The sequence below is a fragment of the Mesocryomonas lacus genome (genome assembly GCF_055730135.2).
Genome location: NZ_JBUZWE020000012.1, coordinates 71627 through 94936 on the forward strand (window position 1 = coordinate 71627; position 23310 = coordinate 94936).

16 protein-coding genes are annotated in these 23310 nt (G+C 66.8%); 10 read left to right on the plus strand and 6 right to left on the minus strand.

Annotated elements, in window-relative coordinates:
* The first annotated feature begins 14 nt into the window (after positions 1-14).
* Positions 15-566, plus strand: a complete 552-nt coding sequence (gene folK, locus ACZLZY_RS18415; RefSeq protein WP_472935020.1) for a 2-amino-4-hydroxy-6-hydroxymethyldihydropteridine diphosphokinase — start codon at positions 15-17, stop codon at positions 564-566.
* Positions 567-590: 24 nt separating this feature from the next.
* Here folK and ACZLZY_RS18420 read toward each other — a convergent pair whose 3' ends face one another.
* The 4 genes from ACZLZY_RS18420 to ACZLZY_RS18435 form a co-directional block, all read right to left on the minus strand.
* Positions 591-1136: a hypothetical protein gene (locus tag ACZLZY_RS18420; RefSeq protein ID WP_472935021.1), complete on the minus strand. Its 546-nt coding sequence runs from the start codon at positions 1134-1136 to the stop codon at positions 591-593.
* A gap of 88 nt (positions 1137-1224) precedes the next feature.
* Positions 1225-2310, minus strand: a complete 1086-nt coding sequence (locus ACZLZY_RS18425) for a YcjF family protein (protein ID WP_472935022.1) — start codon at positions 2308-2310, stop codon at positions 1225-1227.
* The gene (locus ACZLZY_RS18430) at positions 2307-3761 is read right to left on the minus strand and encodes a YcjX family GTP-binding protein (RefSeq protein ID WP_472935023.1); all 1455 of its coding nucleotides are present in this window, start codon (positions 3759-3761) and stop codon (positions 2307-2309) included. Before ACZLZY_RS18430 ends, ACZLZY_RS18425 begins: the two co-directional genes overlap by 4 nt.
* 93 nt (positions 3762-3854) lie before the next feature.
* Positions 3855-4382 (minus strand): SixA phosphatase family protein, encoded by a 528-nt coding sequence (locus ACZLZY_RS18435; RefSeq protein ID WP_472935024.1) that lies wholly within the window; start codon positions 4380-4382, stop codon positions 3855-3857.
* Positions 4383-4709: 327 nt separating this feature from the next.
* Here ACZLZY_RS18435 and dksA point away from each other — a divergent pair, with 327 nt between their 5' ends.
* Positions 4710-5126, plus strand: coding sequence for an RNA polymerase-binding protein DksA (gene dksA / locus ACZLZY_RS18440; RefSeq protein WP_472935025.1), 417 nt, complete (start codon positions 4710-4712; stop codon positions 5124-5126).
* Positions 5127-5260: 134 nt separating this feature from the next.
* Here dksA and ACZLZY_RS18445 read toward each other — a convergent pair whose 3' ends face one another.
* Positions 5261-7549, minus strand: a complete 2289-nt coding sequence (locus ACZLZY_RS18445; protein ID WP_472935026.1) for a hypothetical protein — start codon at positions 7547-7549, stop codon at positions 5261-5263.
* A 409-nt stretch (positions 7550-7958) separates the two neighbouring features.
* On the opposite strand from ACZLZY_RS18445, the gene cckA reads away from it, so the two are divergent.
* The 4 genes from cckA (at position 7959) to ACZLZY_RS18465 (ending at position 18064) form a co-directional block, all read left to right on the plus strand.
* The gene (cckA, locus tag ACZLZY_RS18450; RefSeq protein ID WP_472935027.1) at positions 7959-10460 is read left to right on the plus strand and encodes a cell cycle histidine kinase CckA; all 2502 of its coding nucleotides are present in this window, start codon (positions 7959-7961) and stop codon (positions 10458-10460) included.
* A 320-nt stretch (positions 10461-10780) separates the two neighbouring features.
* Positions 10781-11848 (plus strand): recombinase RecA, encoded by a 1068-nt coding sequence (gene recA, locus ACZLZY_RS18455; protein ID WP_472935028.1) that lies wholly within the window; start codon positions 10781-10783, stop codon positions 11846-11848.
* A 346-nt stretch (positions 11849-12194) separates the two neighbouring features.
* Entirely contained in the window at positions 12195-14861 is a 2667-nt protein-coding gene (gene alaS, locus ACZLZY_RS18460) for an alanine--tRNA ligase (protein ID WP_472935029.1), read from the plus strand.
* Between the two features lie 341 nt (positions 14862-15202).
* Entirely contained in the window at positions 15203-18064 is a 2862-nt protein-coding gene (locus tag ACZLZY_RS18465; protein WP_472935030.1) for a hypothetical protein, read from the plus strand.
* A gap of 163 nt (positions 18065-18227) precedes the next feature.
* Here ACZLZY_RS18465 and ACZLZY_RS18470 read toward each other — a convergent pair whose 3' ends face one another.
* Positions 18228-19439, minus strand: a complete 1212-nt coding sequence (locus ACZLZY_RS18470; RefSeq protein WP_472935031.1) for an NADP-dependent isocitrate dehydrogenase — start codon at positions 19437-19439, stop codon at positions 18228-18230.
* Between the two features lie 203 nt (positions 19440-19642).
* Between ACZLZY_RS18470 and ACZLZY_RS18475 the strand changes: the two genes are divergently transcribed.
* From ACZLZY_RS18475 to ACZLZY_RS18490, 4 genes are all read left to right on the plus strand, one after another.
* Positions 19643-21115, plus strand: a complete 1473-nt coding sequence (locus ACZLZY_RS18475; protein WP_472935032.1) for a carboxylesterase/lipase family protein — start codon at positions 19643-19645, stop codon at positions 21113-21115.
* A 108-nt stretch (positions 21116-21223) separates the two neighbouring features.
* Positions 21224-22030 (plus strand): RNA methyltransferase, encoded by an 807-nt coding sequence (locus ACZLZY_RS18480; RefSeq protein ID WP_472935033.1) that lies wholly within the window; start codon positions 21224-21226, stop codon positions 22028-22030.
* Positions 22027-22848: a glutamate racemase gene (gene murI, locus ACZLZY_RS18485; protein ID WP_472935034.1), complete on the plus strand. Its 822-nt coding sequence runs from the start codon at positions 22027-22029 to the stop codon at positions 22846-22848. Before ACZLZY_RS18480 ends, murI begins: the two co-directional genes overlap by 4 nt.
* 122 nt (positions 22849-22970) lie before the next feature.
* Positions 22971-23129, plus strand: a complete 159-nt coding sequence (locus ACZLZY_RS18490; RefSeq protein WP_472935035.1) for a YqaE/Pmp3 family membrane protein — start codon at positions 22971-22973, stop codon at positions 23127-23129.
* The last annotated feature ends 181 nt before the right edge of the window (positions 23130-23310 follow it).

Genomic DNA, 23310 nt, shown 5'->3' on the forward strand with positions numbered 1-23310 from the left:
CAGAGGGGGCAAGGATGAGCGCGATCGAGACGAAGGCCGTGGAGGCACCAGCGGCCGGTGTGCGGGCGCTGCTCGGCCTTGGCGGGAACATCGGCGACCCCGTCGTCAACATGCGCCGGGCGCTGCAAGCCTTGGATGCCCGCGACGACGTCACGGTCGCGGCGGTGTCGCGGATCTACCGGACGCCGCCCTGGGGCGTCCTCGACCAGCCCTGGTTCGTCAATGCCTGCGCGGCGGTCGATACGGTGCTGTCGCCGCGGGCGCTGCTGGAGCTCTGCCTTGCTACCGAGCGCTCGCTGAAACGCGAGCGGCGGGAGCGCTGGGGACCGCGCACCATCGATCTCGACGTGCTCGACTATGGCGGCAAGGCCTATGAGGATTCGGAGCTGACTTTGCCGCATCCCCGGATGGGTCTGCGCGCCTTCGTGCTGGTGCCGCTGGCCGAGATCGCACCGGGGTTCACCGTTGAAGGCCGGCCGATCGCCGACGCCATCGCGGCGGTGGCGGGCGAGGGGATCGAGGTGGCGAGCGCCGACGGGGAGTGGTGGCGCGAGAACGCCAAGTAGGGCGACGGGGTGAAGGCCGGGGCCTTACTCCTCCAGCGCGGTCTGCTTGATCGGGGCTTCGCCGCGGGTGAGGCTCATGCCGATGACCGGGACGAGGTCCTCGGCGACGCGCACCGAGATCGAGATGTTCAGCTTGTCGCGGCCGTCGAGCTTGGCGATCATCGCGCCCTTCAGCTGCTTGCGGTCGAGGCCGACGACGATCTGGTCGCCGGCGACATTGCCGGAGACGATGTCGAGGCCCTTGCCGAGCGCGCCGTCGAGGAAGGCGCCCTTGTAGGTCGCGCCGTTCTTGCTGACCTCGGCGCGCATCTTCTGCGAGAAGATGCCAACGCGGCAGGTGCCGTCGAGCGCCATTCCGGGGTTCTTCGCGAGTGACTCGCCGCTGAGGCTGCAGACGAACTTGGTGCCCTTGTACTTGCCGGCGACGATCTCGCCCGGCCCGCCCCACTGGCCCACCACCTTGTCGAAGAAGACCTCGTCGCCGCCGGCGGCGACGGGAGCGGTAACGGCGATGAGGGTCGAGGCGGCAAGCGCGAGGCCGGCGAGCAGTTTGACGGGCATTTCAGGCACTCCGAACCGGCGAGGGGACTGAACCCCGACCGGTCCTTTATCGCCCGGAACGGTTAACGCTTCCTTTCAGCTGGCTACCGAGCCGGGCTCACACTCTGTTGACCGGCGCCTGCGGCTTCTTTGCATCACCGCGCAAGCTGCCGAGATCGCTCATGAAATCGCTGATCTTCGGACGCTTGGCCTGGAGGAAGGGCATGGGCCGGCAGAGGTCCATGGCGGCAAGGCCAATGCGGGCGGTGAGGAGGCCGTTGACGACGCCCTCGCCGAGCCGGGTCGAGAGCTTCGCGGCCAGCCCATGGCCGACCACCTGCCCGATCACGTCGTCGCCGATTGCTATAGTGCCGGTGACCGCGAGATGGCCAAGGACGTTGCGCGTCAGCTTGATGAGGCCGAGCGTGCCGGGCCGCGCGCCGTAGAGCTCGGCAATCAGGCGGATCAGCCGGACGCTCTCGAACAGGACGAAGCCGACATCGACGAGCGCCTTCGGGCTGACGGCGGTGACGACCGAGACGCGCTTGGCCGAGTTTAGCACCAGCGCACGCGCCAGCAGATCGAGCGGCATCAGCAGTTCGCGTTCGGCGAGGATGATCTGGTTGCGGCCGTCGATCACGTCGTCCTTCGCCGCTGCCAGCCGCGCGCGACCCTCCGCTGTGCCCGGCTTGCCCGCGAGAAGGGCGACGAGGCCCGCGACGACCCGCTTCGCCTCGTCTTCCGAGTCGCTCTCATAGGCCTTCAGCGCCGCCTTGCGCTCGCGGTCGACGGCGGACAATCGCATCAGGCCGAGCGCCTCGCGCAGCACGATGCCGAGCGCGCCGATGGCGAGGAGAGCAGCGAAGCCCAGCGCCGTCCAGCCCAGCCAGTCGGCGCGGGTGAAGAGGTCGCGCACTAGGCCATCGACGGCAAAACCGATGGCGATCGAAACCAGCGCGCCGAGAGCGCCGAGGAAGAGCTTGGCGAAGGGAAAGCGCCGGCGCGGTGCCGGCAGCGGCACGAGGCCGGCATCCAGCGCCTCGATCGCCTCGTCCGGCTCGATCGACAGGCTGGCGATGTCGGGGAGGGCGCGCGGGGCGCGGCCGGTTTCCGGCTCGCTCGAAGGTTCCGCGAAGGGCGCCCGCCGGTCGAGGCTATCGACGCGAAAGGCCGCGGGGCGGCGGGGCAGCTCGGAATCGCTCATGCCAGCTTGTCTCCGATCAGGAACTGCAGGGCGCGGTCGAGCCGGATGTGCGGCAGCGACAGCGTCAGGCCTTCGTCGCTCCGCTCCAACCGCGGCGGCTTGAAGCGCACGAAGGTCAGCGGATGGCGCGCCGCCCCGTTTTGTCCACCGGTAAAGAGGCGGGCGGGGTCGGCGGGGAGGTCGCCGGGAAACACCGCGGTCTCCGTCTGGCCATCGAAGAGCTCGCCGGCGATCGTTTCGCCTGCCATCGGCGTGCCGACGATCACCGGCAGGCGCTGGCCGCGGTCGTCGGCATAGGCCTCGTGCGTTGCCCGCACCGCCGCCATTGCCAGCACGTCGGTGCTGGCGCCGGAGAAGTCGGCACGGGTGATGGCACCGTCGACCAGCCGGCGGACGATCCGCTCAAGCCGCTGGTGGCTGGTGCGGTGGAGATGGTCGGCCTTCGTGGCGGCGACGAGAATGCGGTCGATGCGCCGGGTGAGAAACGAGCCGAGCCAGCTCGCCTTGCCCGGCCGGAAGCAGACGAGGATGTCGGCAAGCGCGGCTTCGAGGTCCTGCACCGCCTCGGGGCCGGCATTGATCGCCTGCATCACGTCGACAAGCAGGATCTGCCGGTCGAGGCGGGCGAAGTGGTCGCGAAAGAAGGGTTTGACCACGACGGTCTTGTAGGCCTCGTAGCGCCGCGCCAGGAGGGCGGCGAGCGAGCCTTTCGGGTAGGTGGCGCCTGGCTCGACCGGCAGCGGCGCGAAGGTCAGCGCGGGCGAGCCCTCGAGGTCGCCTGGCATCAGGAAGCGCCCCGGGGGCAGCGTAGAGAGTGCCGTCCTGTCGGCGCGGCAGGCCCTGAGATAGGTCGCGAACGCTGTCGCCAGCCGCACCGCGGTCAACTCGTCCGCCGGGGCGGCGATGTCGGTCGCATCGAGCAGCGCCAGGAACTCGCCGGCCATCTCCGCCCGAGACGGCAGCCGGGCACGCTCGATTGCCTCGCGCGAGAAGGTGGCGTAGTCCTTGTCGAGCAGCGGCAGGTCGAGCAGCCATTCGCCGGGGTAGTCGACGATGTCGATCGACAGCTTGCCGGCCTTGAACAGGCGCGACCAGCCAGAAGCCGATTCGAACTCGATGGTCAGCCGCAGTTCGGAAATCGCCCGGGTCGATTGCGGCCAGAGGCGCTCCTCGAGAATGGTCCGGATATGCTCCTCGTACTGGAAGCGGGGCACGGCGTCGTCCGGCTGCTCCTCGAGGAAGCTGCGCGCGATGCGCCCGGAAGCCTGCGCCTCGAACATCGGCAAGCGGCCGGCATGCAGGAGGTTATGGACCAGCGCGGTGATGAACACCGTCTTGCCGGCACGCGACAGCCCGGCGACGCCGATCCGTACCGTCGGCTGGAACAGCGAGCCGGTGCGCTCGGTCAGCGTGTCGAACGCGATCCGCGCTTCGTCAGTCAGGGAGGTCATGAACGCGGCAGGCTCCGTCCGTTGGCGGCTCGGGCGGATATAGGATGGCCCCCCGCCCGGCGACAGGTGTTGCGCACCCGCACCGGCCAGAGATCAGCCGCCGTGGTCGCGCGGCCGCAGGAGACGACGGAGGTGACCGCTGCCGGCCGTGATGGCGTCGAGCCCGGTCGCGAATTCTATGACGGCAAGGCCGGCGGTCGGAAAACCCTCGGCCAGCGCGGCAAGCGCCTCGCTCTCGCCGCTGCCGGCAAGCGAGAGCGTGAACTCCTCGATCATCGGGTTGTGGCCAACGATCAGGAGCCCCTTCGCGCTCTCGTGGCGGTGGGCCGCCGCGAGATAGGCTTCGACGCCGAGGGCGTAGATGTCGTCGGAGGTCGTGACCGTGAGATCAGGCGGGAGATGCGGGCGGAGGGCTGCAAAGGTCTCCGCTGCGCGCGCTGCGGTGGAACAGACGACGGCATCAATGGCGCACCCTGCCGCCAGCAGTCTCGGGCCGAGCGCCAGCGCATCCTCCCGCCCGCGGGCGTCGAGCGGTCGCTGGTGATCGCGCTGACCCGGCAAGGCCCAGGAGGAATGGGCATGGCGCAGAAGAGTGAGCGTGCTGCGGACTGTCTCGGTCATAGCATTTGCTAGCGCATCGCCCGATCAGCGGAAACCGATTTGTGATGCGGAGGCCACGGGAGTTCTGGTGCCCTTCTATGGTGGGGGTAAACGCATGGCGTGCGCTGCGCGCGGAGGGCGCGAAGGCCGATCGAAGAACCGCAGCTTGTACGGAAACCGGAACAAGCAAAGCCGCACGCAGCGCCCTTGCCGAGGCCGATCTTGAAAGCCGAGTAAAAACCTTGTCTTAGGACATGTAGCCACAAACCAGTTGCGTCCGAGAACGCGCTTGTTCATGTCCCCAAGCATGGCTATAAGCACCGCCGTGACGGCTTTGAAGGACGCGGTATGGGTGAAACTCTGCATATCGAGGCGAGTCTGTCGGAAGACGGCCCGTTCATGAACGATCGGCAGCGGGACTATTTCCGCAAGAAGCTGCTAGCTTGGAAGGCCGAGATCCTGCGTGAGTCCCGCGAGACGCTGGAAATGCTGATCGCCGAGAACTCGAACCTTGCCGATCTCGCCGACCGTGCCTCGTCCGAAACCGACCGCTCCATCGAGTTGCGGGCCCGCGACCGCCAGCGCAAGCTGATCTCGAAGATCGACTCGGCGCTCGAGCGGATCGAGGAGGGGACCTACGGATATTGCGAGGAGACCGGTGAGCCGATCAGCCTGAAGCGTCTCGATGCACGGCCGATCGCCACCATGTCGCTCGAAGCGCAGGAACGCCACGAACGGCGCGAGAAGGTCTATCGCGACGAGTGAAGGCCTGCCTTCAGGTCCCAGAATGAAAAAAGGGCTCCGCAGTGCGGGGCCCTTTTCATTTTCTGTCACATGTCTTCGATTTATCGGCTGTTTCGCCGCGCGATGCCGATGGTTCGGCGCCGCGCGGCAGGATGTCAGCGTGTCTTGCGGTCGGAAATCTCGAAGTCGAAATCTCCGAGAAGCCGCTCCATCTCTTCCTCGAGGGTGAGGGCCCGCGGCGCTTCGGCGGGTTTTTCAGCGGTGGGACGCACGTCCGGCGTGCGGGTTGCCGCGGCCGGCGGGTCGATCCGCACGTCTGGCGCCGGCGCGGAGGCGGCACTCGGCATGTCGTTCCAGCTGACCTGGTCGAAGTCCGAGTCGAGCTCGGCCGACAGGAAATCCTCGAGGCTGGCCGAATCGTCGGTGTCATAGCCACGGGACGGGGCCGGCACCATCGGTGCAGCCGGCTTTGCAGCGGCCGGCGCCGGCGTAGGCGGCGCGAAGCTTGGCAGCGGGCGGGCCTCGACTGGCGCTGCGGCCGGCTTCACCGAAACGGGGGCTGGCTCATAGCTTGGTTTCATCGACTGGATCGCGGTGGCAAAACTGCGGACCGACAAGGGTCTCGGCACCTCCGGTGCGAGCGCCGGCTTATCCGAGTCCTCGGCGGCCGGAGCCGTCGGCTCGGTTGCCTCCGGGTCGCTGCGCGGCGCCGAAACGGGCGTCTTCGGCCCGGCGGGCGCATCGAGCGGGGCCTTGGGGGCCGTGTCGACGCGCGGCAGAACCGGCTCAGCCGGCTTTGCGGCCTCGACTGGCTCGGCCGGAGGCGCCGGCGGGCGTCGCTCGGACGCCGCTGCGACGCGTGCCAGAATGGCTTCCTTCTGCCGTTCGGCCGCGGCGATCAGCGGCGAGCTTGTGACGCGGCTGGCGAACGAAGGTGGCGGCGAGATTTCGGGGGCCGCAGCGGGCGCAGGCGGAGCCGCCGGCGTTGTGTCAGCGCTGACTTTCGGCGCGTCCTGCTGCTGGCTCTCTTCCGGCGTGCGCTCCGGCTCGTCCGACGGCTCGCTGCTGACGGCGGGTTTCGGCGGATAGGTCGGCGTCGCCATCGAGCGCTGCATCGGTGTCGGCGGCACGTAGGCGGCGGTCGATCGGCGGGATGGTGCCTCGTTCACCGACACACGCGGCACCGGCGTCTCGTCCTGGCCAAGGGTCGGCTCGACGCGCTGCGACGGAATCGACGTCCGCGGTGCTGGCGGCACGTTCTGGCCGACCGGCTGGCGCGGCGAAGGGCGTTGTTCCGGCTCGATGCGCGGCGTCCTGACGGGAATGGCGACGCGTGCCTCTACAACGGGGGCCGGTGCGACTGCGCCGGTGGCTGTGTCATCCCCGACGTCGGCATCGGACGGCGAGGCGAAGATATCCGGTGTGCGGCTCGCGACGGGCGCCGACACTGGCGGCGTAACGGTAGGCGCCGACACCGGCGGCGTGACAGCAGGCGCGCGGTCTCTCGGCGCGCCGCCCATCGTCTCCTGCTTGGGGTCTTGCTGCCTCGCGTCCTGCTGCCTGAACTCTTGCGGCCTGACCTCTTGGGCCCGGGTGTCCTGCGACCGCGGCGCGGACGGGCGCACGGCCTGCGGCGTCACAGCGGGGGCAGCGTCTTGCGGTTCGGTGGCGAGGGTCGGGTCCGACCGGGCTGAGCTGACGGCTGCGACGGCCGGTATCGGTGCCGATGGTCCCGCCTGCGGCAGCTGGACGAGGGGCGCCGGCTGCACCGGGACGACAGGCGGAGCCGGCGGGTTCGCGGCCTCAGGCGGCAGGCGCGGCTCGGCCGGTCCGACGGCGTCATCGGCGACGGGCGCGGGGCTGCGGACGTCGATCGGTGGCTCCGCTGCGACGACCGGGGGCCGCGGGACCGCACGCGTCAGCGGACTCGCGGCGCGGCTCTCTTGCCGCGGGTCCTGTGCGGACTGCGGTCGGCCGGGCACGGCGGCGCGCGTCGCCTGCACCGGCACGACAGGCGTTTCGGCAATGCGGGGCGCAGCCGGCTGTGGGCGCGGGGCAGGCAAGGTCGCGGGCGCTGCGGCGCGCTCGACGGCTTCCGGCTCCGGCCGCAGCGACGGCTCCATCCGCTGGGGCCGGGTGGCAGCCGGGATGCGCGTGATGCTGGACTCGACCACGACGTCGTTCTGCCCGCCGATGAGGAGAAGATGCTCGATCTCGTCGCGGCGCACCAGCACGAGCTTGCGCTTCTGGTCGACCACCGCGACGTCCATCACCGCCAGCCGTGGCCCGCGGCCCTTGGAGCGCGGGCCAAGCGTGCCGCCAAGCGCCTTGCGCGCCACCCATATGACGATCAGCAGAAGAAGGATAACGATCGCCGCGGCGACGATCGTCGTCACAATCGGCGCCATGCCTTCGCCGACGAGGCCGACAACCCATTCACGCATACCAAACTCCTGGAACATTTGCGGCATGGTAGACCGGAATTGCGGCGCAAGGACAAGGGTTTTCAGCCCGTTGCGGGTGCAGTGCGGTGGTCCGGCCGGCCCCGGCGTCCAGCACCGCGCCAGTCTCGGCCGGCAAGGATGGCGCTGGGCAGGCGCGCGAATCGCCGGCCGGTGCAGCGCGTGGTGCCGGCGGCTTCCGGTGAAGGGCCGCGTCGGATAGATAGAAGCATGTGTTCGCAAGGGATTCGCCAGCGAAGGCAAGGCCGATTGCGGCACGCTGGCGACGACGGTGCGATGATGCAGCAAGGCGATGGCGGCACGCCGGCGGCGAGCTCGGTTTCGCAGGGCCGGGCGTCATGGCCGGAAGCGGCAGGAAACGGGTAGAGTGATGAACGGACCAGCGGCAGGTATGACCGAGAAGCCCCTGGTCGATCGCAGCGCCAGCGCGGGGGCTGTGCGGCGGATCCTTCTTCTGGGCGGCGCCATGCTGTTTACCGCGGCGGGCCTTGCTCTGTTCGGCCACAGCTATGGCGGCATCGCGCTGCTGGCACTGTTTGCGGTGCTGGCGATGATCGGCATCGCGACGATCTTCGCCGCGGCCCTCGGCCTCGTCGGCATCACGGCGCGCGGCAGCGAAGGCACGATCGCGCAGGATTTTCTCGATACGCTGGGCATCGGCACGCTCGTCGTCGACCGCAAGGGCGGCATCATCTACGCCAACCGCGCCTATGGAACGGCGACCGGGGCGGCCGGCCCGGACGAGCTGAAGACCTTGGAGCGTCTTCTCTCCCGCGAACGCGACGCTTCCGAGGCGATCTACCGGCTGGCCAATCTCGCACGCGAGGACAAGAGCGGCCAGGAAGAGTTCCGGCTGTCGCGCAGTCTCGACGGTAGCGGCGAGGCTGGCCCGCGCTGGTACCGCGCCTCGGTGCGGCCGATGACCGGTCCGGCGGGCGCCGCCCACGCCTGGCAGATCGCCGACATCACCGCCGAGAGGGACGAGCAGGAGACCTTCTTTCAGGACCTGCAGCACGCCATCGACTATCTCGACCATGCGCCGGCGGGCTTCTTCGCCTCAGACCGCAAGGGCCGCATCTCCTATATCAACGCGACGCTCGCCGACTGGCTCGGCATCGAGCTCGCCGCCTTCCGCCCCTACAACCGCTCGATCGAGGATTTTGTCGCCGCCGAGGGCCTCGCGCTGATGGGCTCGGAGCCCGCGGAGGCGGATGCGACGAGCGTCGTAGACCTCGACCTCATCGGCGCCGACGGCAAGCGGCTGCCGGTGCGGCTGATGCGCAAGACCGGCCGCGGCGCCGACGGGACGCTCGGCCTCACCCGCACCATCGTCCTCAACCGCAGCCTCGAGGGCGAGGGCGTCGACGCGCTGGAGGCGGCGGAGGTGCGCTTCACCCGCTTCTTCAACTCCTCGCCGATGGCGATCGCCGCGCTGAACGACACGGGTCTCGTCGTGCGCGCCAACCCGGCCTTTGCAAAAATGTTCGGCCAGGCCGCCGCCAGCGGCTCGGTCGCCATCGCTGAGGGCCTGCGCGACGAGAGCCGCGAGGCGCTGCGCCACGCGCTCGTCGCCGCCAGCCGCAACCAGGCCGGCATTCCCTCGGTCGATGCCGAGCTGACCGGCGAGAACCCGCGCTCGGTGCGGCTCTATGTCAGTGCCGACGTCAGCGATGGCACCGGCGATTCGGCCATCCTCTACGGCGTCGACATCACCGACCAGCGCGCGCTCGAGGACCAGTTTGCCAAGAGCCAGAAGATGCAGGCGATCGGAAATCTCGCCGGCGGCATCGCGCACGATTTCAACAACGTGCTGACCATCATCACCGCCTCGGTCGACTTCCTGCTCCTGAACCACCGGACCGGCGATCCGTCCTTCCAGGATCTCCTCCTCATCAAGCAGAGCGCCAACCGCGCGGCCTCGCTGGTGCGCCAGCTGCTCGCCTATTCGCGCCGCCAGACGATGCGGCCGAAGATGCTGAGCCTTACCGACGTCATCGCCGACATGCACCTTCTCCTGAAGCGCATCTCCGGCGACCTCGTGAAGCTCGAACGCCATCATGCGCGGGACCTGTGGCCGGTAATGGCCGACATCGGCCAGTTCGAGCAGGTGATCACCAACCTCGTGCAGAACGCCCGCGACGCCATGGTCGAAGGCGGCACCATCACCATCGCCACCCGCAACGTGCCGGAGGCTGAGCTCAAGGGCCTCGGCTACGGCGAGATGAACGAAGGGGACTTCGTCCTCGTCGAGGTGTCGGACACCGGATCGGGCATGCCGGACGAGGTTGCCGAGCGGATCTTCGAGCCGTTCTTCACCACCAAGGAGATCGGCAAGGGCACTGGCCTCGGCCTGTCCATGGTCTACGGCATCGTCAAGCAGTCCGGCGGCTTCATCTTCGTCGACTCGGTGCTGGGCAAGGGGACGACGTTCAGCATCTTCCTGCCGCGGCACACGCCGTCAGAGGCGGCGATGGCGAAGATCGAGGCCGGGCCGACGGTAGTCTCGCCGAAGGCCGACCTCTCCGGTACCGCGTCCATCCTTCTCGTCGAGGATGAGGACCACGTGCGCGCCGGCAATGTGCGGGCGCTGAAGATGCGGGGCTACGAGGTGCACGAGGCCTCCTCCGGCGTCGAGGCGCTGGAGGTGATGGAGGAACTCGGCGGCAAGATCGACCTCGTCGTCTCCGACGTGGTGATGCCGGAGATGGACGGGCCGACGCTCTTGCGCGAGATGCGAAAGACGCGGCCGGAGATGAAGTTCATCTTCGTGTCCGGCTATGCCGAGGACGCGTTCGCCAAGAACCTGCCGGAAGGCTCGAAGTTTGGCTTCCTCGCCAAGCCGTTCTCACTGCGCGACCTCGCGATTGCGGTGAAGGAAATGCTCGACGAATAGAGCGGCGGGCAGTCTCCGTTGCCTTCATCCGCGTTGCCACGGCTCACGAATAGAGTCCGCAGGGCGAGCTAAGGTGCTGTAATTACACCGTACGAGGATTGCTGCCTCTTCGTCGTTGCCGAGTCATGTTTGCGCATGGCGGGGGCGAAATGCAAAAGCAGAACCGACCGTCCGCTCTTTCGCGGCGACCGCCCGGTTACTGTGCCAGCCAAGAGAACAAATCGAGATTTATGCTGGACAAGTGAGAACAAAACGCGTACGTCTTTCTCCAGCAAAGCGCGATTGCGCGCATGTTCAACGCATGGAATAAGGTGGCTCCCATGGCACAGAAAGCACTACGGCTCGTCGAGGACCCATCGTTGGACAAGAACAAAGCACTCGACGCGGCGCTGTCGCAGATTGAACGCGCCTTCGGCAAGGGCTCGATCATGCGGCTCGGCGCCAATGAGAAGCTCGTCGAGATCGAGACGATCTCCACCGGCTCGCTCGGCCTCGACATGGCGCTCGGCGTCGGCGGCTTGCCGAAGGGCCGGATCGTCGAGGTCTACGGGCCGGAAAGCTCGGGCAAGACGACGCTCGCCCTCCACACCATCGCCGAGGCCCAGAAGAAGGGCGGCATCTGCGCCTTCGTGGACGCCGAGCACGCGCTCGATCCGGTCTACGCCCGCAAGCTCGGTGTCGATCTCGAGAACCTCCTGATCTCGCAGCCCGATACCGGCGAGCAGGCGCTGGAGATCGTCGACACGCTGGTGCGCTCGGGCGCCATCGACGTCCTAGTTGTCGATTCGGTGGCGGCGCTGACGCCGCGTGCCGAAATCGAGGGCGAGATGGGCGATTCGCTGCCGGGCATGCAGGCCCGCCTGATGAGCCAGGCGCTGCGCAAGCTCACCGGCTCGATCTCCCGGTCGAAGTGCATGGTGATCTTCATCAACCAGATCCGCATGAAGATCGGCGTGATGTACGGCTCGCCGGAGACGACGACCGGCGGCAACGCGCTGAAGTTCTACGCCTCGGTACGTCTCGATATCCGCCGCATCGGCGCAATCAAGGACCGCGAGGAAGTCACCGGCAACCAGACCCGCGTAAAGGTGGTCAAGAACAAGCTGGCGCCGCCCTTCAAGCAGATCGAGTTCGACATCATGTACGGCGAGGGCATTTCCAAGACCGGCGAGCTCGTCGATCTCGGCGTCAAGGCGGGCATCGTCGAGAAGTCGGGCGCTTGGTTCTCCTACAACAGCCAGCGCCTCGGCCAAGGCCGCGAGAACGCCAAGACCTTCCTGCGCGAGAATCCGGACGTCGCCGACGAGATCGAGACGTCGATCCGCCAGAATGCCGGCCTCATCGCCGAGCAGCTGCTCGACGACGGCAAGGATGACGCCGACGCCTGATCCGGGCGGGTTCTGATCGTGAAGGGTGTCCCATGCATGGCATCGGGCGCCCTTCGTCGTTTCAGGCAGGCTTTGCCGTGCCGTTCGGTGGTCCTGCCGCCGGGCCATTTGTCTCGTCGCTCGCCGATCGGGCCGACGTTTCCGGCCCAACTGCCCGATGGACAGGGATTGGAGGCGCCGCTACAAAGCGCTGCTCCGGGCGGCCGTCCGCCCGGCATCTTTCCGACGCTCGCGCGTGCCTGCCCGTCCCGGCGTGGTGCGCCGGGCACGGGTACCGTGAAACTCGCTGAAAGACCGACCGGTCAGCACCCGGCTCGTCCGATGCGCTGAGGCATTGAAGGTTTCCATGAGCGGCGTGAACGAAATCCGGTCGGCGTTCCTCGACTATTTCGCAAGGAATGGCCACGAGAAGGTCGCGTCATCGCCGCTGGTGCCGCGCAATGACCCGACCTTGATGTTCACCAATGCCGGCATGGTGCAGTTCAAGAACGTCTTTACCGGCGTCGAGCAGCGCCCCTACAGCCGCGCGACCACCTCGCAGAAATGCGTGCGCGCCGGCGGCAAGCACAACGACCTCGACAATGTCGGCTACACCGCGCGCCACCACACCTTCTTCGAGATGCTCGGCAACTTCTCCTTCGGCGACTATTTCAAGGAGAACGCGATCGAGTTCGCCTGGACGCTGCTGACCAAGGAGTTCGCGCTCGCCAAGGACAAGCTGCTCGTCACCGTCTACCACGATGACGAGGAGGCGGCCTCGCTCTGGAAGCGGATTGCCGGGCTCTCCGACGACCGCATCATCCGCATTGCGACCTCCGACAATTTCTGGTCGATGGGTGAGACCGGCCCTTGCGGTCCTTGCTCGGAAATCTTTTACGACCATGGCGACCACATCTGGGGCGGCCCGCCCGGCAGCGCGGACGAGGACGGCGACCGGTTCATCGAGATCTGGAACCTCGTCTTCATGCAGTTCGAGCAGATTTCGCCGAGCGAGCGGGTGGCGCTGCCGCGTCCGTCGATCGACACCGGCATGGGGCTCGAGCGCGTCGCCGCCGTGCTGCAGGGCGTCCACGACAATTACGACATCGACCTCTTCAAGGCGCTGATCCGCGCGTCCGAGGAGCTGACGGGCGTCCCGGCGACGGGCGACAACCGCGCCAGCCACCGGGTGATCGCCGATCACCTGCGCTCGTCCGCCTTCCTCATCGCCGACGGCGTGCTGCCGTCGAACGAGGGCCGCGGCTACGTGCTGCGCCGGATCATGCGCCGCGCCATGCGCCACGCGAAGATGCTCGGTGCGCGCGATCCCATCCTCTACAAGCTGCTGCCGGTGCTCGTCGCCGAGATGGGCCGCGCCTATCCCGAGCTCGTCCGTGCCGAGGCGCTGACCGCCGAGACCTTCCAGCTGGAGGAGAAGCGCTTCCTGCAGACGCTCGACCGCGGTCTGTCGCTGCTGACCGAGGCGACCGAGGGCCTTGAAAGTGGTGGCCGGCTATCGGGCGAGACCGCGTTCAAGCTCTACGACACCTACGGCTTCCCGCTGGACCTGACGCAGGACGCGCTGCGCCAGCGCGGCATCGACGTCGACGTCGACGCGTTCAAGACCGCGATGGACCGCCAGAAGGCCGAAGCTCGCGCCAGCTGGGCCGGTTCGGGCGAGACCGCGTCGGAGACGGTCTGGTTCGGCGTCCGCGACCGCGTCGGTCCGACCGAGTTTCTTGGCTACGATACCGAGCAGGCGGAAGGTGTCGCTCAGGCGATCGTCGCTGACGGTGCGGAAGTTGCATCGGCGGCGGCGGGCACGGATGTGTCGATCGTCGTCAACCAGACGCCGTTCTACGCCGAGTCCGGCGGCCAGCTGGGCGATACCGGCGTCATGCGCGGCGAGGGCGTCAGCATCGAGATCACCAACACGCAGAAGCTGGCGGGCGGCCTCTTCGTGCACCGCGGGCGCGTCGCGACGGGGACGCTGAAAACCGGGGCGGCGCTTGAGCTCGTGGTGGACCACGCCCGCCGCACCAAGATCCGCGCGAACCACTCGGCGACGCATCTCCTGCACGAAGGCCTGCGCGAGGTCCTCGGCACGCATGTGGCGCAGAAGGGCTCGATGGTTTCGGCCGAGCGCTTGCGCTTCGACTTCTCGCATCCCAAGCCCCTGGCGCCGACGGAAGTCGCCGAGGTCGAGCGTCTGGCGAACCAGATCGTGCTGCAGAACGCCGCGGTTTCGACCCGGCTGATGGCGGTGGATGACGCCGTCGCCGAGGGCGCCATGGCGCTGTTCGGCGAGAAGTACGGCGACGAGGTGCGGGTGGTGTCGATGGGCATTGCCGAGGAGGGCGAGAAGGCCGGCAAGCCGTACTCGCTGGAGCTTTGCGGCGGCACCCATGTCACCGCGACCGGTGATATCGGGCTCGTCCACGTGGTGGCGGAAACTGCCGTCGGCGCTGGCGTTCGCCGCATCGAGGCGCTGACCGGCGCTGCCGCGCGCTCTTATCTCCTGGAGCAGGATGCCCGGGTGAAGCGCATGGCTGCGGCGCTGCGGGCGGCGCCTGCCGACGTCGCGGACCGGCTGGATGCACTGGTCGACGAACGCAAGCGGCTGGAGCGTGAGCTCGCCGAGAACAAGAAGCGTCTGGCGCTGGCCGGTGACGGCAGCGCCGGCGTCGCCGGTGGCTCGGCGGCAAAGGATGTTGGCGGCGTCAGCTTCCTCGGCCGGGTGCTCGATGGGGTCTCGGCCAAGGACCTGAAGGGCCTCGTCGACGAGGCGAAGGCCGGGCTCGGTTCCGGCGTCGTTGTGTTCGTCGCGGTCGCCGATGGCAAGGCTAGTGTCGTCGTGGGCGTCACCGCAGATCTTACCGGACGCATTGACGCGGTCGCCCTCGTGCGCCTCGCCGCCGAGGCGATCGGCGGCAAGGGTGGCGGCGGCCGGCCCGACATGGCCCAGGCGGGCGGCCCGGACGCCGACAAGGCTGAGGCGGCGGTCGCTGCTGTCGAGGCCGGACTGGCCGCTTAAAGCGCTCATGGCCCCTCTGGACGCAAGCTGGACCGTCTAATTTTCCGGAGTTGAAGCATCCCGCGACGGGCACATCCGCCCGTCGCGGGATTTTTTGGCTGTCTGCAAGGAGGATGTGAGAACACCATCCCCGGACCACGGTTCGCCACGGTTGGCCGGATGTCTCCTGACAGCCGCTACCGTACCGATCACGGAAACGTCATGCGATCGTAATGCGCGCTAACTAATCTCCCAGTCGGCATCGGTGCTCTTTCGCTGCAATCAAGCGTTGAGAAAGCTCGTTGCTGTTCGCCACGGGGCGCTACGCCGTCCTGATCCGGGGTCAAGTGGAAGATAGCGTCATGCGAGTAGAAGGTTCACGCCTGCCAGTGACCGACAGCGGCATAGAGGCCCTCTTTGAGCGGTCCGTTCTGAGCTCGAAGTCCAACGCGCCGGAGGCGCCGCCCGCCTACCGCATGGCGACCAATAACGAGGTCTGGCCGCCGGTGCGCGACATCCGGATCGTCGACGTGCCACAGGATGCCAAGGACAAGGAGGGGGCGACAGGCGAGTCGCTGGCCTTCAAGACCAGCGAGGGCGGCGAGATCACGGTCGTCCGGCGCGAGGACAATCCTGGCCTCTTCGACTACATCGAAAGCGTCTCCAAGATGCCGGAAGGCACCCGGACCTATCTCGGCGTCGAGGACGAGGCCGTGAAGATCCTGAGCGGCGACGACACGATCAAGCTGGGCGACATCAAGAGTCTTGCCGAGCTGAAAAGCGATGGCCAGCCGACGGTCATCACCGCCTTGATGAAGGACGGCACGACGGTCGACATCACCCGCGAACTGACCCCGGACATGTTCGACAAAGCTGCAGCCCGCTACGATTCGCAGGCGAAGGGCTATGAGCTCGTGACCGACGAGAAGGCGATCTCGAAGGAGGATCTCGGCAAGTCGGTCATTGGGCCTCCGGACGAGACCACCGGGTTGATCGAACTCCAGCTCGCCAATGGCGACAAGCGGCAGATTTCCGCCGACACAACGCCGGAGCTGTTTGCCAGCGCCAGCACCAAATACGACGAGTTCACCGAGGGCAGCCGATCAACCGCCGTGGACGATGCCCGCAAGGAGGGGGCGTTGCCTTCGGCCTCGGAGCTCAACATCGGCGGTTTGAAGACCAGCGAGAAGGACGACAAGGGCAACCCGCTGTCGGTCAACGACCTCGCCTGGAAGAACACCATCGCCAAGTGGAAGGAGGGAATCGACAAGGGCGACATCAAGCCCGACGACGATCGCGCCAAGCTCTACCGCACCTTGCAGGCACAGGCGATCGCCGAAGACGGCACCAACATGGCCGTGCTGGACATCAGCAGCGGCTGGAACGTCCAGCAGGCGCTCGGCAAGGATTACGAGAACATCCTCGATAAGGACAAGCTTGAGGCCGCCGTGCCGGACCTCCTGGCCTCGAAGGCGGTCTCGGAAGACCTCGTCGCCGCGCGCAAAGAAGTGCTCGGTAAGGTCGACGGCGGCGATGCGGCCTTCAAGAAGCTGGAGGAGATGGCCTTCAGCGCCGAATACATGACCTATTTGAAGGCGTTGAAGGATGACGGCAAGGACCAGGTGGCCGAGGATGACATCGCCGCGACCTACGAGGCGCTCGTCTCGATCGACCCTGCCAAGGCCGACCAGTTCGCCCAGAACGCCCAGATGGACTCCCTGACGATGGAGCTCAACGATCTCGTCGGTGACACCAGCAAGATCAATGACGAGAACCTGACGCTGGCGACGCAGGACATCGGCAAGACGATCCTGACGCTGATGAAGAAGGCCGGCCTCGACATCGGCCGCCGTCTCGCCGAGTGCGAGAAGTTCATCCAGGAGATGATCGGCGACAAGAAGACCGCCAAGGAATTCGGCAAGGCGATGCAGGAGCTCGGCGCCATCTTCTCCGACAAGGGGGAAGTGACGCAGAAGGATCTCGACAAGCTCCTGGGCAGCGGCAAGTACACCTCGCTGGCCGAGATGCCTGACGGTAGCGCGCTGAAGACGTTCCAGACGCTGACCAAGGAAGGCATCATCGGCTCGCTGGGCGGCACGATTTCCTTGGTCTCGGGCATTTACCAGATCGCCAGCAAGGGCGGGAAGATCGGCGACACCACCGAGGAGCGGCTCTCGGTCGCGAAGGACTTCGTCGGCTTCATCGGTGCCGGCAAGCACTTCGCCGATCTGGCGAACGACATCATCGGCAAAGAAAACAAATCAATTATCGAGTTCAACAAGAAGATCGACGCCGACAACCCGACCATGTCGGAGGAGGATCGCAACAAGCTGAAGAAGGATGCCAAGAAGCCGCTGCTCGGCCTCGGCAGCACGCTCGACGATCTCGTGCGCAAGCCGTCCGGCACGACGGGGGGAGGCATGACCTTCACCGACGATATCGGCAGGGAGTTCAACGCGCATCTGGAAGAGGTGATTTCCGGTTCCAAGAAGGAGGAGTTCTACCAGAAGCGCTTCGAGGAAGTCGGCCTTAATCAGGCCGACAGCGATGCCGTGAAGAAGGGCATGGAGAAGGGCTTCATCGCCCGGCCCGGCGTCGATGCGCCAACGTGGCAGAAGGGCGTTTCCGGCGCGCTGCTGATCCTCAGTGCCGGCGCCGACACGTTCACCGGCGTTGCCGACGCGGTCATCGGTGGCCTGACCATCAAAAAGGGCGTCGACAGCAACGACAACAACGCGATCGCCAAGGGCGCCCTGCAGCTGGCGTCCGGAACGTTCGGCACGGCCGGGGGGCTGGCCTCTTTCGCCGGCCTGTCGAAGGGTCTCGGCTTCCTGAAGGCCGTCGCCGGGCCGGCCTTCGTAATTTCGGCAATCCTGACGGTGGCCACGCTGATCCCGGACATCATCAACGACATCAAGAATACCGACAAGATCACCGGCTACCAGAAGGACATGCTCGACCTGTTCACCCAGCTCGACAAGGACGGCATGCTGAAAGGGGACGGGCTGAAGGCCTACGAGTTCCTCAACGAATACATGGAGCAGTACGGCCAGCGCGACGCGCCCGAGGGCGAGGGAATCCTCGCCTACCGCAAGGAAGAATACGAGTTCTGGCTGCGGGAGGGTCATCTTCCGGAAGAGGGCTTCGACGACGTCAAGCACGATGACTACAAGGGCGACGGCGCCAACCTGGATACGCAGATGGAGTCCAGCAACTACGGTTGAACGCGCGACCGACTGGCCAGAGAAGCGGCCGGACCTTCGCTGGATCGGCTGCCTCGGTCGATTGGCCAGTCCTCCCCAGCGTGTCCATCTTCACAAAGCCTAAAAAGACAAAGCCCGGCATCGCTGCCGGGCTTTGTTCATTCTGGTGAGGCGAGACGAAGCCTCAGGCCATGGCTGTCTTGAGGTTCGCGTCGATCTTGTCGAGGAAGCCGGTGGTCGACAGCCACGGCTGGTCGGGGCCGATCAGGAGCGCGAGATCCTTGGTCATGAAGCCGCTTTCGACGGTGTCGACGCAGACCTTCTCCAGCGTCTCGGAGAAGCGCTTCAGCTCGGCGTTGTCGTCGAGCTTGGCGCGGTGCTTCAAGCCTTGGGTCCAAGCAAAGATCGAGGCGATCGGGTTGGTCGAGGTTTCCTCGCCGCGCTGGTGCTGGCGGTAGTGGCGGGTCACGGTACCGTGCGCCGCCTCGGCCTCGACGGTCATGCCGTCCGGGGTGAGCAGCACCGAGGTCATGAGGCCGAGCGAGCCGAAGCCCTGGGCCACGGTGTCGGATTGCACGTCGCCGTCGTAGTTCTTACAGGCCCAGACGTAGCCGCCCGACCATTTGAGGTTGGACGCCACCATGTCGTCGATCAGCCGGTGCTCGTAGGTGATCTTGGCTTCCTTGAACTTCGCCTCGAACTCGGCCTTGTAGACCTCCTCGAAGATGTCCTTGAAGCGGCCGTCATAGACCTTGAGGATGGTGTTCTTGGTCGAGAGATAGACCGGGTAGCCGCGCTGCAGGCCATAGGTCAGAGACGCCCGCGCGAAGTCGCGGATGGAATCATCGAGATTGTACATCGCCATGGCGACGCCGGCGCTCGGCGCGTCGAACACCTCGTGCTCGATCGTCTGGCCGTCCTCGCCGACGAACTTGATCGACAGCTTGCCCTTGCCGGGGAACTTGAAGTCGGTTGCCTTGTACTGGTCGCCGAAGGCGTGGCGGCCGACGATGACCGGCTTCGTCCAGCCGGGCACGAGGCGGGGCACGTTCTTGGCGATGATCGGCTCGCGGAAGATGACGCCACCGAGGATGTTGCGAATGGTGCCGTTCGGCGACTTCCACATCTTCTTCAGCGAGAATTCCTTCACCCGCTCCTCGTCGGGGGTGATGGTGGCGCACTTCACGCCGACGCCATGCTTCTGGATGGCGTGGGCGGCGTCGATGGTCACTTGGTCGGAGGTCGCGTCGCGGTTCTCGATGCCGAGATCGTAATATTCGAGGTCAATGTCGAGATAGGGGTGGATCAGCTTGTCCTTGATGAACTGCCAGATGATCCGGGTCATCTCGTCGCCGTCGAGTTCCACGACCGGGTTGGCTACCTTGATCTTCGCCATCGAATATTTCCTTGGGTTTCAGGATCGGGCCACATGGCCGTCTCGGGTCCGAGGGGTGGGAGTCCCCTCGCGGGCGTGGCCGGCCTATACCATCGCCATCCGCCGAGGCAAAGCGCCCGCTGCTTGGCAAGGGGCGATCGCGCAACGTCGGGGACGCTGCCGCATTCCAGCCAGAGAGAAACCTATCCGGGGAAGCCAGCGCCATGCTTGAAACCGTCCAGGCGCCTTGCGGTGCCATCCGGGGCCGCCGCACCGGCGGCGTGCTTGCGTGCCTTGGCATTCCCTATGCTGAGGCGCCGACCGGGGACAAGCGGTTTGCCTCCCCACAGCGGAAGGCGCGGTTTGAAGGTCGGCTCGACGCACTCGCTTATGGACCTGCGGCGCCGCAGAAGCGGATGCTGCCGGAGGCGCTGGCCAGGATCGCCGGGACCCTCAGCCGGTTCGACGAGGACTGCCTGAACCTCAACGTCTGGACGCCCGGCACTTCCGGGCAGCGGCCGGTGATGGTCTTCCTGCACGGCGGCGGCTTCGTCATCGGGGCCGGAGCGCAATATCCGGGCGACGAGCTGGCGCGGCGCGGCGACGTGGTGGTGGTCACGCTGAACTACCGGCTTGGCCTCATCGGTTTCAACGCTTTCGGCGAGCTGTTTGCGGGCGATCAGCGGTTCACCGCCAATGCCGGTCTGCAGGACCAGGTTCTGGCGCTGGAATGGGTGCGCGACAACATCGCGGCTTTCGGCGGCGATCCGGACCAGGTGACCATCGCCGGCGAATCGGCGGGCGCGGTATCGGCGGCCTTCCATCTCGTGCACCGGCCGTCCTGGCCGCTCTACCACCGCGCCATCCTGCAGTCCGGCGGGCTCAACCTCTTCTATCCCCGCGAGGCGGCGGTGAGGGTGGCAGACGACGTTCTTGATGCGCTCGGCGTCCGAGGCGATCCGGACCGTCTGTTGTCGTTGCCGCCCGATGCCTTCGGCACGGTGGCGGCGAAGCTGCGCGGGCGCCATTCCGGCATCCTGTCGCGGCCCTATGTAGACGGCACGCTGGTGCCGGCTCTGCCGCTGTCCGAGCTCTACGGGGCAATGCAACCGGTGCCGCTGCTGATCGGCACCAACCGCGACGAGTTCTCCTTCTTCACCGACCTGCCGATCTTCCCGGTACGGGCGGACCATGCGGCGCTGGCCGCCGCAGTGGCGGTGGATGCCGGGCGGGAGCGTGCCGATATCGTCAAGGCGCTCTATCCCGACACGCGGGACGGGCGCATCGCCTTCGGCACCGACATCATGTTCCGCATTCCCTCGGTGCACCTTGCAGAGGCTCAGGCGGCTCGGGCGCCGACCTTCGCCTACCGGCTGGACTGGCGGGCGAAGGGCCTTTTGTCGAAGCTCGGCGCAACCCATTCGGTCGACTTGCCGCTGCTGTTCGTGGATTTCCTGAAGCCGTTTCGCTGGATCTATCTCGGCATGCTCCCGGATCACCGCCGCTACGCGCTGGCGGAACGGATGCGCGACCGCTGGCTGGCTTTCGTCCGGGATGGCGCGCCGGGCGCCGAATGGCCGGCCTATACGGTGGAGCGCCGGGAGACGAAGATCTTCGACACGGCCGACCGGGTGGAAGCCGATCCCGAGGGCGTTCGGCGGGAGGCCTTCGAGGCGGTCGACGGCTTCACGCTCTGAATCACCGCGCTGCCATGGTGAATCCGCCGATGTCTCCAAGCATCTGTTCGCGCTCCCCTTGGCCGGCGGTGCATGGCGGGGTATCAGCGGGCGACACAGGAGAGACACGTGGCAGGAACAAACCGCAGGGAACGGCTGATGGCTGCCGGCGAGGAACTGGCAGCATCGCCGGCGATCGTGCTGGTCGAGCCGCAGCTCGGCGAGAACATCGGCATGGTGGCGCGGGCGATGGCGAATTTCGGCCTTCGCGACCTGCGTCTCGTCGCGCCGCGCGACGGCTGGCCGAACGAGCGCGCGAGCGCGGCGGCCTCCGGCGCGGTGCACGTGATCGAAGCCGCGCGGGTGTACGAGACCGTCGAGGCGGCCGTGGCCGATCTGACTTATCTCTTCGCCACCACGGCCCGTCCGCGCGACAGCTTCAAACCGGTGCGCGGACCGGATTCGGCAGGCCAGGAACTGCGCGCCCGCATCTCTTCCGGCCAGCGGGCAGGGATCCTGTTCGGGCGGGAGCGTTTCGGGCTGAACAACGAGGAAGTCGGCATGGCCGACGAGATCGTCACCTTCCCGGTCGACCCGGCCTTCGCCTCGCTGAACATCGCCCAGGCGGTTCTGCTGATGAGCTATGAATGGATGCGCTCGGGCCAGACAGCGCCGGGACAGACGCAGGTCGAGGGGCCGCGCTTCACCGCCCCCGAAGTCGCGCCGGCGGAGAAGGAGGATCTCTTCCGCTTCCTCGGCCATCTCGAGGCGACGCTCGATCAGGCCAACTACTTCCATCCCGAAGAGAAGCGGGCGGCGATGTCGCAGAAGGTCCGCACCATTCTCACCCGCGCGAGTTTCAGCGAGCAGGAAGTGCGGACGCTGCGGGGCATGCTGCGCCATATCGAGCGCCGCATGGCCAAGGGGGCGCGATGAGCAACCAGTTCGCCGAGGTGCTGGAGCGGGTGAAGGCGCTGAAGCAGCGGCCGGTGCTGGTGTTCGACAGCGGCATTGGCGGACTGACCGTGCTGCGCGAACTGCGCACGGTGATGCCCGATCGCTCCTTCGTCTACGTCGCAGACGATGCGGGCTTCCCCTATGGCGACTGGGAAGAGGAGGCGCTGATCCAGCGGATCTCCGATCTCTTCGCCGTGCTGATCGAGGCGCATGATCCCGAGCTCGCGGTGATCGCCTGCAACACGGCCTCGACGCTGGTCCTGCCGGCGCTCCGCGCGCGCTTCCAGATTCCGTTCGTCGGCACGGTGCCGGCGATCAAGCCGGCGGCCGAGCGTACACGGTCGGGCCTCGTCAGCGTGCTGGCGACACCCGGCACCGTCAAGCGCGACTATACCCGCGGGCTGATCTCGCAGTTCGCCCAGCAATGCCATGTCCGGCTGGTCGGCTCGAAGAACCTCGCCGCCATGGCGGAAGCGCATCTGCGGGGCGCCAGCCTGGAGGCCGACGCGGTAAGGGGCGAGATCGAGGCTTGCTTCTTCGAGAGCGAGGGAAAGCGGACGGATATCGTGGTGCTCGCCTGCACGCACTACCCGTTTCTCGCCAACGTCTTTCGCAAGCTGGCGCCGTGGCCGGTGGACTGGCTGGATCCCGCCGAGGCGATCGCCCGCCAGGCGTTGAAGCTGCTCCCGGCGTCGGTGTCGGCGCTGCCCGACGGGTTCGACCGGGCGATCTTCACCGCCGGCCCTCCGGACTACCTGACCACGCGGCTGATTCACGGTTTTGGACTGGCGCTTTAGCGAAACAGGCGACTTTTGGCGGTCTTGCCGCCGGGATGGTGGCGTTTGCGACGGCGCAGGGTCCGGAACGTGTGCGCTGCGCAAACGTTCGGGCTGCATCGAGAAACCGGGACACACTCTCCATGGATATCATTCGCATCATCATCGCGATCTTCCTGCCGCCGGTCGCGGTGTTCACCCAGGTCGGTCTCGGCAAGCATTTCTGGATCAACTGTCTGCTAACGCTCTGCGGCTGGCTGCCGGGCGTGATCCACGCGCTCTACGTCATCGGCAAATACTGAATCGCCGCTTCGGCTTGACTTATTTCCTTCATCTGACTAACCAGAGCTCAACCGGTCGCACCTTTGGTGCGATCGGTTTTTAACGTGTCCCGTGAACCGCCTCGCTTCGCTGCGAGGGCAGTTCTGTCAGTCCGCCGCCGGCGGGCAGAGGAGGGCGCGTTTCCTCGCCCGGTCGGATGGT

Excerpts from the sequence above, each read along its gene's own strand:
- recA (WP_472935028.1), top strand. The coding sequence starts at position 10,781 with ATGGCACAGAAAGCACTACGGCTCGTCGAGGACCCATCGTTGGACAAG.
- ACZLZY_RS18435 (WP_472935024.1), bottom strand. The coding sequence starts at position 4,382 with ATGACCGAGACAGTCCGCAGCACGCTCACTCTTCTGCGCCATGCCCAT.
- ACZLZY_RS18445 (WP_472935026.1), bottom strand. The coding sequence starts at position 7,549 with ATGCGTGAATGGGTTGTCGGCCTCGTCGGCGAAGGCATGGCGCCGATT.
- ACZLZY_RS18490 (WP_472935035.1), top strand. The coding sequence starts at position 22,971 with ATGGATATCATTCGCATCATCATCGCGATCTTCCTGCCGCCGGTCGCG.
- ACZLZY_RS18465 (WP_472935030.1), top strand. The coding sequence starts at position 15,203 with ATGCGAGTAGAAGGTTCACGCCTGCCAGTGACCGACAGCGGCATAGAG.
- cckA (WP_472935027.1), top strand. The coding sequence starts at position 7,959 with ATGACCGAGAAGCCCCTGGTCGATCGCAGCGCCAGCGCGGGGGCTGTG.
- dksA (WP_472935025.1), top strand. The coding sequence starts at position 4,710 with ATGGGTGAAACTCTGCATATCGAGGCGAGTCTGTCGGAAGACGGCCCG.
- folK (WP_472935020.1), top strand. The coding sequence starts at position 15 with ATGAGCGCGATCGAGACGAAGGCCGTGGAGGCACCAGCGGCCGGTGTG.
- murI (WP_472935034.1), top strand. The coding sequence starts at position 22,027 with ATGAGCAACCAGTTCGCCGAGGTGCTGGAGCGGGTGAAGGCGCTGAAG.
- ACZLZY_RS18430 (WP_472935023.1), bottom strand. The coding sequence starts at position 3,761 with ATGACCTCCCTGACTGACGAAGCGCGGATCGCGTTCGACACGCTGACC.
- ACZLZY_RS18425 (WP_472935022.1), bottom strand. The coding sequence starts at position 2,310 with ATGAGCGATTCCGAGCTGCCCCGCCGCCCCGCGGCCTTTCGCGTCGAT.
- ACZLZY_RS18470 (WP_472935031.1), bottom strand. The coding sequence starts at position 19,439 with ATGGCGAAGATCAAGGTAGCCAACCCGGTCGTGGAACTCGACGGCGAC.
- alaS (WP_472935029.1), top strand. The coding sequence starts at position 12,195 with ATGAGCGGCGTGAACGAAATCCGGTCGGCGTTCCTCGACTATTTCGCA.
- ACZLZY_RS18475 (WP_472935032.1), top strand. The coding sequence starts at position 19,643 with ATGCTTGAAACCGTCCAGGCGCCTTGCGGTGCCATCCGGGGCCGCCGC.